The 11,672-nt window shown below is 64.6% G+C and carries 10 protein-coding genes; 3 read left to right on the forward strand and 7 right to left on the reverse strand.

All coding sequences use genetic code 11. From position 1 onward, the window contains the following. The first annotated feature begins 2 nt into the window (after positions 1–2). Positions 3–1,208: an EAL and HDOD domain-containing protein gene (locus tag FBX97_RS17300; protein WP_141833841.1), complete on the forward strand. Its 1,206-nt coding sequence runs from the start codon at positions 3–5 to the stop codon at positions 1,206–1,208. A gap of 133 nt (positions 1,209–1,341) precedes the next feature. On the opposite strand, the gene FBX97_RS17305 is transcribed toward FBX97_RS17300, so the two are convergent. From FBX97_RS17305 to metG, 6 genes are all read right to left on the reverse strand, one after another. Then, complete coding sequence (locus FBX97_RS17305) at positions 1,342–2,097, reverse strand: flagellar brake protein (protein WP_255517504.1); 756 nt, start codon at positions 2,095–2,097, stop codon at positions 1,342–1,344. 98 nt (positions 2,098–2,195) lie between these two features. After that, a complete protein-coding gene (panC, locus tag FBX97_RS17310) occupies positions 2,196–3,035 on the reverse strand; it encodes a pantoate--beta-alanine ligase (protein WP_141833844.1) in 840 nt (279 codons plus the stop codon). A 39-nt stretch (positions 3,036–3,074) separates the two neighbouring features. Next, on the reverse strand, positions 3,075–3,959 hold the full coding sequence (locus FBX97_RS17315) for a ScpA family protein (RefSeq protein WP_185748620.1): 885 nt from the start codon (positions 3,957–3,959) through the stop codon (positions 3,075–3,077). A 25-nt stretch (positions 3,960–3,984) separates the two neighbouring features. Further along, a complete protein-coding gene (locus FBX97_RS17320; RefSeq protein WP_141833847.1) occupies positions 3,985–4,194 on the reverse strand; it encodes a DUF3460 family protein in 210 nt (69 codons plus the stop codon). Between the two features lie 84 nt (positions 4,195–4,278). Further along, positions 4,279–5,595 carry a hypothetical protein gene (locus FBX97_RS17325; RefSeq protein WP_141833850.1) on the reverse strand — a complete coding sequence of 439 codons (1,317 nt, stop codon included), beginning with the start codon at positions 5,593–5,595 and terminating at the stop codon, positions 4,279–4,281. A gap of 211 nt (positions 5,596–5,806) precedes the next feature. Continuing rightward, positions 5,807–7,981, reverse strand: a complete 2,175-nt coding sequence (gene metG, locus FBX97_RS17330; protein WP_141833853.1) for a methionine--tRNA ligase — start codon at positions 7,979–7,981, stop codon at positions 5,807–5,809. Between the two features lie 148 nt (positions 7,982–8,129). Here metG and apbC point away from each other — a divergent pair, with 148 nt between their 5' ends. Further along, positions 8,130–9,218 carry an iron-sulfur cluster carrier protein ApbC gene (gene apbC / locus FBX97_RS17335; protein ID WP_141833856.1) on the forward strand — a complete coding sequence of 363 codons (1,089 nt, stop codon included), beginning with the start codon at positions 8,130–8,132 and terminating at the stop codon, positions 9,216–9,218. A gap of 195 nt (positions 9,219–9,413) precedes the next feature. Beyond that, a complete protein-coding gene (locus FBX97_RS17340; RefSeq protein ID WP_141833859.1) occupies positions 9,414–10,493 on the forward strand; it encodes an RNA methyltransferase in 1,080 nt (359 codons plus the stop codon). 8 nt (positions 10,494–10,501) lie between these two features. Here FBX97_RS17340 and FBX97_RS17345 read toward each other — a convergent pair whose 3' ends face one another. After that, positions 10,502–11,665 carry a GGDEF domain-containing protein gene (locus tag FBX97_RS17345; RefSeq protein ID WP_141833862.1) on the reverse strand — a complete coding sequence of 388 codons (1,164 nt, stop codon included), beginning with the start codon at positions 11,663–11,665 and terminating at the stop codon, positions 10,502–10,504. Between the last annotated feature and the right edge of the window lie 7 nt (positions 11,666–11,672).

The following is an 11,672-nucleotide window of genomic DNA, read 5'->3' on the forward strand; positions in this document are numbered from 1 at the left end:
AAATGCACCAGACCAACTACATCGTCCGGGAGCCCTTGCTCGACCCGAAACAGCGTGTGATTGGCTACGAACTCTGCTGGCAGCAGAACGGACATGCGTTCGCCGACGCCGACCTCGAAGATCTGGTCGGCTTCGTCGCCGCCCACCTCGTCGACGACGAGCAGGGCTGGCTGCTGCGCGACAAGGTGCTGTTCCTCGACGCCGTGCCCGCCATGCTGTCGATCGATGCCCTGCATGCGCTGCCGCCCGAGCGCACCGTACTGTCGGTGCGTGCACGCGACCTGGCGAATGCCGACACCCGCGCCGCCGTGCAGGGCTTGCGTGCCGGCGGGGTCGGCATCTCGATCCGCGGCGCCAACCTCGACCTGCTGGGGCGCAACCTGGCGCCGCTGGCATCGTATGCCGAAGTAAAGTTCGCCGGCACCGACGTCGCCACCCAGGCCCGCACCTACGCCGCCGCCAAGCAGTCTACGCTGCGCCTGGTCGGACGTCCGGTCTCGACCTGGCAGGATTTCGACGCCTGCGCCGCGCTCGGCATCGATTCCATCGTCGGCAAGCTGCACCTGACCCCGCGTCCGGGCAATCCGGTGAAGGGCATGAACCCGGCCCAGACCATCATCCTGCAGCTGATGCAGATGGTGCAGAACAACGATGACGTGCCCAGGATCGAAGCCGTGCTCAAGCGCGACCCGGCGCTGACCTACAAGCTGCTGCGCTTCATCAATTCCGCAGGCTTCGGCGCCGGCCGCGACATCCAGTCGCTGCGCCAGGCTATCGCCATGCTCGGCTACGCGCCGCTGTACCGCTGGCTGGTGCTGCTGCTGGCGACGGCGAGCAGCAGCGGCTATTCGCCGGTGCTGATGGAAACCGCGGTGGTGCGCGCGCGCCTGTGCGAGCTGCTGGGCCAGAAGCACCTGGGCAAGGCCGACGCCGAGCACCTGTTCGTGGCCGGCATGTTCTCGCTGCTGGACCGCCTGCTGGGGCTGACGATGCAGGAAGTGCTGGACACGATCCAGCTGCCGGACGCGGTGGTGCGGGCGCTGGTGACGCGCGACGGCGCCTACGGGCCCTACCTGGCGCTGGCGGAGGCGTGCGAGCTGAATTCGAACCTGGTGGCGTCGCTGGCGGGGTCGCTGGAGATCTCGCCGGCCGAGGTCAACAAGGCGCATTTGTCGGCGCTGGCCTGGGCGCAGAATGTGGCGGCTTGAGGGGCATCAGAAAAATTGAGGCCGGCGCCCTCAAACCGTCGTTACCGCGCAGGCGGGAACGACGAGGTAGTGGTACTAAGAACAAAACGGCCCATCTGGGCCGTTTGTCATTTGAGCGAACGCATTCGCGTCATTATTTGCGCTTTTGCGCGGTATTCACCGCCCGGTCCAGCCCCTGCCGCATCTGCATGGTGATATTCGAGATCCGGCACCCCACCTGCACCTGCTGCCCCAGCAGGAAGGTCCGGAACGGCCGCAGCAGCCGCACTTCGAGGTCGGCCTTGATCGCCAGCGAATTGCCGAGCTCGAGGTCGACGCCTTCCAGTTTCTTGCCCACGTACAGCTCGTATGCCTGGTCCGGCGTCGCACGCAGGCCGACGCCGCCGCGCGAGAAATCATACAGTGGCATTTCCAGGACCTTGCCCAGCAGCGTGAAGCTGGCGCTGTAGTTGACGCCGATCGGGGTGTCCAGGCGCTGTTCGGCGCGGCGGTTCAGCACCAGGCAGGCCACCGGCAACGGCAGCTCGACCAGGTTACCCTCGCCGGGCACGATGGTCCAGTTGGCATCGAGTTCGAACTGGATCTTGGCGTTGCCGCCCAGCGAAGCCACGAAGCAGGTGCGGCCCTCGTCGAGCAGGCTGTCCTCGGCCAGGTCGAGGATCAAGGTGCGGCGCTCCGGGTCGATCGAGGCGATGCGTGCCATCACCAGGTCGCGCCCGGGCGGGTAGACCGTGACCGCTTCACCGGTCTGGGCCAGCATCGACAGCGTGTCGCCGATGTCGAACGGATCGCGCATCTCGTGCGCCACGGTGTTCAGGGTGATCCGGTCGACCGCGTCCGACAGCATGGGCGGTCCTTTGCGCATGGGCATGAAGCTGAGATCAGTCACGAAGGTTCCTTTTTACGGGGATGGGGTAAAAAGCCAAACCCCGAGTCTACCAAGTTCCGTTAATAATTTCTACAGGTAATTTTCTTATTGGAAATTATTCAGATCTCGAGATTATCGATCAGGCGCGTATTGCCCAGCTTGGCCGCGGCCAGGACGACGAGCGGTGCGCCGGCCGCATGTTCGTCGGCCGTCGGTGCCTGCAGGTTCATGCGCTTGCGGATCGAGACATAGTCGGGCTTCCAGCCACGCTCGGCCAGCCGGGCCATGGCGGCACGCTCCAGCGCCAGCAGGTCGGGGTGGCCGCCGCGGGTCTGCTCGGCCACCCAGTTCAGGGTCTGGTACAGGAAGGGCGCCTCGAGGCGTTCTTCGGTCGACAGGTAGCCGTTGCGCGAGGACAGTGCCAGGCCGTCGTCGGCACGGAAGGTCTCGGCACCGATGATCTCGGTGGGCATGGCGAACTGGCGCGCCATGTTACGGATGATCATCAGCTGCTGGTAATCCTTCTTGCCGAACACGGCTACGCGCGGCTGCACGCAGGAAAACAGCTTGGTGACGACCGTGCACACGCCGTTGAAGAAGCCGGGGCGGAATTCGCCTTCCAGGATGTTGCCCAGGCCGTCCGGCGGCTGCACGCGGTATTCCTGCGGTTCCGGATACAAGTCTTTCTCGGTCGGCGCGAACAGCACGTACACGCCTTCCTTTTCCAGCTTTTCGACGTCGGCCTGGAAGGTGCGCGGGTATTTGTCGAAGTCTTCGTTCGGGCCGAACTGCAGGCGGTTGACGAAGATCGATGCGACCACCGGGTCGCCGTGCTTGCGCGCCAGGCGCATCAGCGACAGATGGCCCTCGTGCAGGTTGCCCATGGTGGGCACGAAGGCGGTGCGCAGTTGGCCACTCAGCTGGTCGCGCAAGTCGTCGATGGAGGAAATGATTTTCATGGGGGACTCGGTGTGTAAAGCGTGGTACGTGAAGCGTGTTCAGGCCGGCGAATAGGCCAGCCGCACATAGATCGGCGCGAACGCTTCGGCCTGGGTAATTTCGATCAGGGTTTCCTTGGCCAGCTCGAGCATGGCCACGAAATGGACGACGACGACCGGTACGCCGGCATGGCTGTCGAACAACTCCGCGAACTCGATGAAGCGGCGCGATTGCAGTGTACGCAGGATGGCGGACATGTGCTCGCGCACGGAGAGCTCCTCGCGCCCGATCCGGTGGTGCTGGGTCAGCTTGGCGCGGCGCAGCACATCCATCCAGGCGCGTTGCAGGTCGTGCGCGTCGACGTGCGGCCAGACCGGGGCCAGGCCCTGTTCGATGGTCAGCTCGGGCCGCAGGAAGTCGCGGTCGACCTGGGGCAGGGCGCCCAGCGCCTGGGCCGCCAGCTTGATCTGTTCGTAGTCCAGCAGGCGCCGCACCAGTTCCGCGCGCGGGTCGCCGGCTTCCTCGATCAGGTCGTCCTGGCGCTTCGGCAGCAGCATGCGCGACTTGATCTCGATCAGCATCGCCGCCATCAGCAGATATTCGGCGGCCAGTTCCAGGTTGCTCTTGCGGATCTGCTCGACGTATTCCAGGTATTGCAGGGTTACCTGCGCCATCGGGATGTCGAGGATGTTGAAGTTCTGCTTGCGGATCAGGTACAGCAGCAGGTCGAGCGGACCCTCGAAGGCGTCCAGGAACACCTCGAGCGCGTCGGGCGGGATGTACAGGTCGGTGGGCAGGCGCAGCAGCGGCTCGCCGTACAGGCGTGCAATGGCCGCCTCGGCAGCATCGGCCGCGGCGTTGAGCGCATGTTCCTTGTCCGGCTGCGGCGGCCCGGCGGCCCCGTCAGTGGAGGTGCCGTCGCCGGCTATTTCTTCCGGCATCATCGGCGTCAGCCTTCGGCCCGGATCCTCAGACCTTGGTCTGGTACGGATAAGCGTTCTGGCGCAGGCGCGATTCGGCGATGCGGCGCTGCTCGTCCAGCGACAGCGGTGTCTTGTCCCACAGCAGGGAGCGGCCGGCGAGCTGGCGCTCGTCCATGCCCGGGGTCTTTTCCTTCAGTTCCTTGATGAACTTGGTGTGATCGGATTCGTAGTTGACGTGTTTCTTGAACAGGCTCATGGTTCTCTTGGCTTGACTTACAAGGAATACCGGGGCGGCGACTGGGCCGCCCGGGCGAACATGCAATGATACTGCTGCGCCGCCTTATTTGTGCAGCTCGTTGAGCTGGCGGGCGATGATGTCGTGGTTGAGCCACAGCACCGGCGCGATCTTTTCGGCGGCGCCGTGGAACATCAGCGGACCGGTGGCTTCCACCACCAGCGCCGACAGGTGATCGGTGATCAGCGCTTTCTTGTCCGTGTGCAGCGACGTGATCTCGTCCGAGGTACCGATCATCAGGTCGGCCAGTTCCGGCGTGTTGTCCATCGGCCAGGCTTCGTAGTTGCGGAAGCCGGCGCTGGTCTCGGTCTGCAGGTAGCTTTCCAGCTTGTCCAGGATCGACTGCAGCGACACGCCTTCGCCCAGCAGGGACTGGCAGGTGTCCCACTGTGCCTGTGCCCAGGCGCCGCCACCCTCTTTTTTGAGGGCGGTCAGCAGCGGGAACAGCGACAGCTCGACGCCGACGAAGATATCGGACGAGTTGGTGCGGATTTCCGGGCAGTTGAACACGGTGGCGAAGATGCCTTGCTGCCAGGCCGCCTCGGCGATCGACTCCAGGCGCATCTTGGCGTAGCCCTGGGTGTAGTTGGTGTAGGTCTGCCACTTGTACTCGTCGCCGATCAGCACTTCGGTACCGTGGTAGCCGTAGGCGGTGTAGCGCACCTGGCCGCCCTTGGCCGTGATGCGCTCGCGGATCGCGCCCGAGGCGTCGATCAGGTACTTCAGCGTGTTGGCCGAGACTTCGTCGAAGTTCATCAGGATCAGCTTGCCCAGGTCGCTGTCCAACAGGGCGCGCGAGGACATGAAGCGGTCGCCGCGGCCTTTGTAGATACGGTTGGCGATGGCCAGGAAAGCCTTGATGCGGGGAATACCGCCGGCCATGGTGTGGGCGAAGAACACGTTGGCGCCGTCCGGGATCAGCTTGTCGATCTCGGCCATGGCCTGGCTGGCCGACTCGCTGAAGCGGCGCACGCCGGCCTGGCGGCAGGCTTCGATCTTGTCCCAGTCCAGCTTGTCTTCCTGCCAGCCCTTCAGGGTGATACCGGACAGCATCTCGGTCGGGTTCTGCTCGCCGGCCGGCGCATCCATGTCGAAGCCTGCCATCAGCGGCACATTGACGATGCGGCCGCCGAGCTTGGCTTCGGCTTCGGCGTGTTCTTCGGCGGTCAGGGCGCGCAGGCTGCCGTCGTCGTTGCGGCGGCCGACGGTAATGCCGAGGATGGTCATGCCGGCGGCGCGCGCCTCGTCGACCAGGCCGTTTGCGTAGCCACGGCCGAACAGTTCGCCGAACAGGACGAACACGTCACCTTGGCGGAACAGGTTCGCGTGCGGAATGTGTCTCAGGGCTTTGTATTCGGTCATATTGTTCGCTACCTATATAAGAAGGACTGGGGCTCGGGCTGGGCCGGCCGCCTATTGGTTTATTGGTGTTGCTGATAAAGCAGGGCATTATAACGCCACTGCTTCGTAAAAAAACGATGCTGCTGAGGCAAGAAATAGCTTGCCGGAGTCACTCGCCCATGAACGTCATCCCCGCGCAGGCGGGGCGACGTTTCAAGTCACGAGGCCCGGCTCAGCGAATCCGCATCCCCGGCTGCGCACCCGACACCGGCTCCAGCACATACAGGCCCGGGTTGGACTTTTCATCCTTGGCCGATGCACACAGCACCATGCCTTCCGACACGCCGAACTTCATCTTGCGCGGCGCCAGGTTGGCGACCATCACGGTCAGCTTGCCGATCAATTGTTCAGGCTGGTAGGCCGACTTGATCCCCGAGAACACATTACGATAACGGCCTTCGCCCACGTCCAGCGTGAGGCGCAGCAGCTTGCTCGAACCTTCGACGTGCTCACAATTGACGATTTTCGCCACGCGCAGGTCGATCTTGGTGAAGTCGTCGATCGAGATTTCCGGGGCCAGTTCCTCGATATCGCCAGCTTCCGGCGCTTCGCCGGCTTCGGCTGGTGCTGCGGTCGCGGCAGCGGGCGCGGCCACGATAGGTGCGGCAACCGGCGCCGGCTTATCAAACAGATCCTCGACCATCTTGGCATCCACGCGCTGCATCAGGTGGCTGTAGGCGCCGATGGTGCGGCCCAGCATCGTTTCGTACACGGCGGCGCCGGTCGTGTCGGCCCAGGTGAAGCCGGCATCGCCCAGGAATTCCTGCACGCGCGCCGCCACGTGCGGCAGCACCGGCGACAGCAGGATGGTCAGCTGGCGGAACAGGATCAGCGCGGCGGTGCAGACGTCGTGCAGCTCGGCGATCCTGGTGTCGTCCTTGGCCAGGATCCACGGCTTGTTCTCGTCGACGTAGCGGTTGGCGACATCGGCGATCTCCATGATCTCGCGCAGCGCCTTGCCGAACTCGCGCGCCTCGAAGTTGGCCGCGATCGATGCCTGGCGCTCGCCGTGGGCACCATTAACTTCGCCGTTCAGGGCACGTGCGATCCATTCCTTCGCATTGTCGGACAGGGTCGAGGCCAGCTTGCCGTCGAACTTCTTGGCGATGAAGCCGGCGCAGCGCGAGGCGATGTTGACGTACTTGCCGATCAGGTCGCTGTTGACGCGGGCGACGAAGTCCTCGCCGGTGAAGTCCAGGTCTTCGACCTTGCTGTTCAGCTTGAACGCCAGGTAGTAGCGCAGCCACTCCGGATTCATTTTCAGGTCCAGGTAGCGCAGCGGCGAAATGCCGGTGCCGCGCGACTTCGACATCTTTTCGTTATTCACGGTCAGGTGGCCGTGGACATTGACCTTCAGCTTGTCGATGATCGGGTGGCCCGAGAAATTCAGCATCGCCGGCCAGAACAGCAGGTGGAAGGAAACGATGTCCTTGCCGATGAAGTGCACTTGCTCGGCGCCCGGGTCTTTGAGGAAGGCATCGTAGTCGAGGCCCTTCTTTTCGAAGTAATTCTTCAGCGAGGCCAGGTAGCCGACCGGCGCGTCCAGCCAGACGTAGAAGAACTTGCCCGGCGCATCCGGAATCGGGATGCCGAAGTAAGGCGCGTCGCGCGAAATATCCCAGTCGGCCAGCTTTTCGCCGTTCTCGCCCAGCCATTCGGACACTTTATTGACCATTTCCGGCTGCAGGCGGCCCGGCGTGTTCAGCCATTCCTTCAGGAACTGGAAGCAGCGCGGGTCGGACAGCTTGAAGAAATACTGTTCGGACGGTTTCAGGATCGGGGTCGAGCCGGTGAAGACCGAGTACGGATTGATCAGTTCGGTCGGCTGGTAGGCGGCGCCGCAGACTTCGCAGTTGTCGCCGTACTGGTCCTTGGCGTGGCACACCGGGCACTCGCCCTTGATGTTACGGTCGGCCAGGAACATGCCTTTCGCCGTGTCATAGAAACGGTCGACAGTCTTGGTGTAGATCAGGCCGGCATCGCGCAGACGGCGGTAGATGCCCTGCGACAGGTCGACGTTTTCCGGCGAGTCGGTCGAATACCAGTTGTCGAAGGCGATGTGGAAACCGTCCAGGTACTGGGCGCGGCCGGCGGCGATCTTGGCCACGAATTCCTGCGGCGTCACGCCTTCTTTCTCGGCGGCGATCATGATCGGCGTGCCATGGGTGTCGTCGGCGCCGACGAAGTGCACCACGCGCGGCTGACCACTGCCGTTCTCGTCCATATCATGCTGCATGCGCTGGAAGCGGACCCAGATGTCGGCCTGGATGTACTCCATCATGTGGCCGATGTGGAAGGCGGCGTTGGCATAGGGCAGGGCAGTGGTGACGAACAGCTTGCGTGTCATGGTCGGAAGGGGTGGTGAAAATATGAAAAAAGGCATTTTACCAGCGGATGTCCCTGAACGCGCAGGGGGTATTGGCGCTATTCTTGCCCCTGACCTCAGTCAATACACGGTTTTGCGCTAAACTTGCGTATCACATCCGGAGATTTACATGAGCATCACTGCAGAAGGCGTCAAAGCGGCCTTGTCCGCCGTCGTCGATCCTAATACCAATAAAGATTTCGTTTCGTCCAAGTCGGTCAAGAACATCCAGGTCGATGGCGGCAATGTCGCCCTCGACGTCGAACTCGGCTACCCGGCCAAGAGCCAGATCGCCGGCATCCGCAGCGCCGTCATCGCCGCGCTGCGCCAGCTGCCCGGCATCGAGAACGTCAGCGTCAACGTCACCCAGAAGATCATCTCGCACACCGTGCAGCGTGGCCTGAAAGTGATGCCGAACGTGAAGAACATCATTGCCGTCGCCTCCGGCAAGGGCGGTGTCGGCAAGTCGACCACCGCGGTCAATCTGGCGCTGGCCCTGGCCGCCGAAGGCGCCAGCGTCGGCCTGCTGGACGCCGACATCTATGGCCCGTCGCAGCCGATGATGCTGGGCGTGAGCGGCCGTCCGCAAACGCTGGACGGCAAGAGCATGGAGCCGCTGGAAAACCACGGCGTGCAGGTTTCCTCCATTGGTTTCCTGATCGACCCGGACGAGCCGATGGTGTGGCGCGGCCCGATGGTTACCCAGGCCCTGCAGCAGCTGCTGGAACAGACCAACTGGCGCAACCTGGATTACCTGATCGTCGACATGCCCCCGGGCACCGGCGACATCCAGCTGACCCTGGCCCAGAAAGTGCCGGTCACCGGCGCCGTGATCGTCACCACCCCGCAGGACATCGCGCTGCTCGACGCGCGCAAGGGCGTCAAGATGTTCGAGAAGGTCGGTATCCCGATCCTGGGCGTGGTGGAAAACATGAGCACCCACATCTGCTCGAACTGCGGCCACGTCGAAGCGATCTTCGGCAGCGGTGGCGGCGAGAAGATGAGCACCGATTTCAACATCGAGTTCCTGGGCAAGCTGCCGCTGCAGCTGTCGATCCGCGAGCAGACCGATTCCGGTGCGCCGACCGTGGTGGCCGAGCCGGATGGCGCGGTGGCCGGGATCTACAAGGAAATCGCGCGCAAGGTGGCGATCAAGGTGGCGGAGCAGGCGAAGGACATGAGCGCCAAGTTCCCGACGATCGTCGTGAAAAACGACTGATCGAAGGGGTCAGAGCCCGGTTTTTCCTTTGGGCTCCGACCCCGGTTTTGTGAGTTGGCTTCCGCACGTCGTCCCCGCGCAGGCGGGGATCCAAGTTGCACGCGTTGTCGAGATGCTCGCAGAACTTGGGTCCCCGCCTCCGCGGGGACGACGTTTACAAGTACCTATCCGTTCTCACGCTTAGCCCTACTCATCGTGCGCATCGAATCCATCCGCACCCGCCTGCGCGCCCTCGGCGCACTCCCGCTGCACGAAGACCGCATCCTGCGCGACTGGATCCGCGACAGCGGTCACCACCACGGCCGCCGCCGCCCCGACGATTTCCTTCCGAAGCCCGTACGCGAAGCGCTGCCGCAGATCGACGCGGAACTGGACGGCCTGGCGCGCATCCTGAGCACCCATCCCGCAGAAGACGGTTCGGCGCGCCTGCTGGTCGGCCTGCACGATGGGCAGACGGTGGAGTCGGTGCTGCTGCCGCGCGACGGCGTGTGCGTGTCGAGCCAGGTCGGCTGCGCGGTCGGCTGCCGCTTCTGCATGACCGGGCAGGGCGGCCTGGTGCGCCAGGTGACCAGCGGCGAGATCGTCGCCCAGGTGGTGCTGGCGCGGCGCCGGCGGCCCGTGAAAAAGGTCGTGTTCATGGGGATGGGCGAACCGGCGCATAACCTGGACAACGTGCTGGAAGCGATCGCGCTGCTCGGCATCGAGGGCAACATCGCGCACAAGAACCTGGTGTTCTCGACCGTCGGCGACCCGCGCGTTTTCGAGCGCCTGCCGCACGGGCGGGTGAAGCCGGCGCTGGCGCTGTCCCTGCACACGACCAAGCCGGCATTGCGCGAACACCTGCTGCCGCGCGCGCCGCGCTTCGACCCGGCCGAGCTGGTGGCCGAGGGCGAGCGCTATGCGCGCCTGACCGGGTATCCGATCCAGTACCAGTGGACGCTGCTGGACGGCGTCAACGACGGCCAGGACGAGCTGGATGCGATCGTCGGCCTGCTGCGCGGAAAGTACGCGGTGCTGAACATGATCCCGTACAACACCAACCCCGGCCTGCCGTACGCAAGGCCGGGCTGGGACAAGGCCCGGGCCATCGCGGCCCATCTGTTCGAGCGCGGCATCCTGACCAAGCTGCGCGATTCGGCCGGGCAGGATGTCGATGGCGGCTGCGGCCAGCTGCGCGCGCGGGCGGCGCAGGACCAGCCGGTGCGCCTGCACCGGCGGCAGCAGCCCGCGGCCATGCCGGCGGAAACGTCTCCGGCAGGAACCCCGCGCAAATAAGCAGAGGCTCAGGCGAAACCGAGGTGCGGCGTCAGCTGGTGCGAGCGCACCTGGTTGCGTCCACCGCGCTTGGCGTCGTACATCAGTTCGTCGGCGGCCGCGATCAGCGCTTGCGGCGTGACCGCCCTGGCGGCGGCGAAGTCGGCACTGACCACGCCGAAGCTGGCGGTGGTCGACAGGGTCGCCGCACCGAGCTGCAGCTGCTGGCCGGCGAAGGTGGCGCGTATCCGCTCGGCCAGTTCGACCGCGCCGTCCAGCGGCGTCTCCGGCAGGATGATCAGGAATTCCTCGCCGCCGTAGCGCACCACGGTGTCGACGGTGTCGCGCGTCATCGCCAGCACCAGGGTGGCGAAGCTGCGCAGCAATTCGTCGCCGGCATGGTGGCCGTGGGTGTCGTTGATGGTCTTGAAGCCGTCGAGGTCGCACATGATCAGCGACAGGTTCAGGCGGTAGCGCCGTGCGCGCGCGATCTCGCCGTCGAGCAGGGCGGCGTTCAGGTAGCGCCGGTTGTAGCAGCCGGTCAGCGGATCGCGGATCGACAGGTTGGTCAGCACCTGCTGTGCCCAGTACTGCTCGCGCCACAGGCGCGCGTGGCGGTTCGCCGCGACCACGCCGAACACGTTGGCGAACAGGATCATCAGCGTCATCGAGATCAGGTGGCGCGTGTCTTCGGTGTGCATGTACCAGGCCAGCAGCACGAAGACCATGCTGCCGCCGAGCGCGATCGGGAAGGCCGTGGGCAGACGGTTCGGGATGAAGATCAGGACAGCCAGGACCATCAGGCCGATCGCCGTCCCGTGCAGCAGCGTGTCGTACGGGCGGTAGCAGACCACGACCAGGTAGCTGGCCATCCCCAGCGTGGTGGTGAGTGTGGAGAGCCGGTAGGCGGTTTTGACCGGTGCCGCGGTATGCCGCACCATGGCCATCCCGGCCAGGGCGATCAGGGGCGGCGTCAAGCGCGCCAGCAGCGGCACGATGGCGCCGTGCAAGCCGAGCGCCATCACGTCGGTGACGCCGAACAGCCAGTAGCACAGGGCGCACAGCAGCACCGCGCGGCGCAGGTCGCGCAGGATCGTGGGCGCCTGGTGATGCAGAAACCCGACCTCTTCTGACGCATTGACGAATTCCCCACGCAGGGGCGCGATGGAGGCGGTGCTCGGATCGTTCGGCATGGTGAAA

The sequence above is a fragment of the Herbaspirillum sp. SJZ107 genome (genome assembly GCF_006715485.1).
In the GTDB taxonomy this organism is placed as follows: Bacteria; Pseudomonadota; Gammaproteobacteria; order Burkholderiales; family Burkholderiaceae_D; genus Telluria.

Bases quoted from the DNA above. Each gene is read 5' to 3' on its own strand.
- FBX97_RS17315 (WP_185748620.1), bottom strand. From the start codon at position 3,959: ATGATGCCGGAAGAAATAGCCGGCGACGGCACCTCCACTGACGGGGCC.
- FBX97_RS17345 (WP_141833862.1), bottom strand. From the start codon at position 11,665: ATGCCGAACGATCCGAGCACCGCCTCCATCGCGCCCCTGCGTGGGGAA.
- FBX97_RS17300 (WP_141833841.1), top strand. From the start codon at position 3: ATGCACCAGACCAACTACATCGTCCGGGAGCCCTTGCTCGACCCGAAA.
- panC (WP_141833844.1), bottom strand. From the start codon at position 3,035: ATGAAAATCATTTCCTCCATCGACGACTTGCGCGACCAGCTGAGTGGC.
- FBX97_RS17320 (WP_141833847.1), bottom strand. From the start codon at position 4,194: ATGAGCCTGTTCAAGAAACACGTCAACTACGAATCCGATCACACCAAG.
- metG (WP_141833853.1), bottom strand. From the start codon at position 7,981: ATGACACGCAAGCTGTTCGTCACCACTGCCCTGCCCTATGCCAACGCC.
- FBX97_RS17325 (WP_141833850.1), bottom strand. From the start codon at position 5,595: ATGACCGAATACAAAGCCCTGAGACACATTCCGCACGCGAACCTGTTC.
- apbC (WP_141833856.1), top strand. From the start codon at position 8,130: ATGAGCATCACTGCAGAAGGCGTCAAAGCGGCCTTGTCCGCCGTCGTC.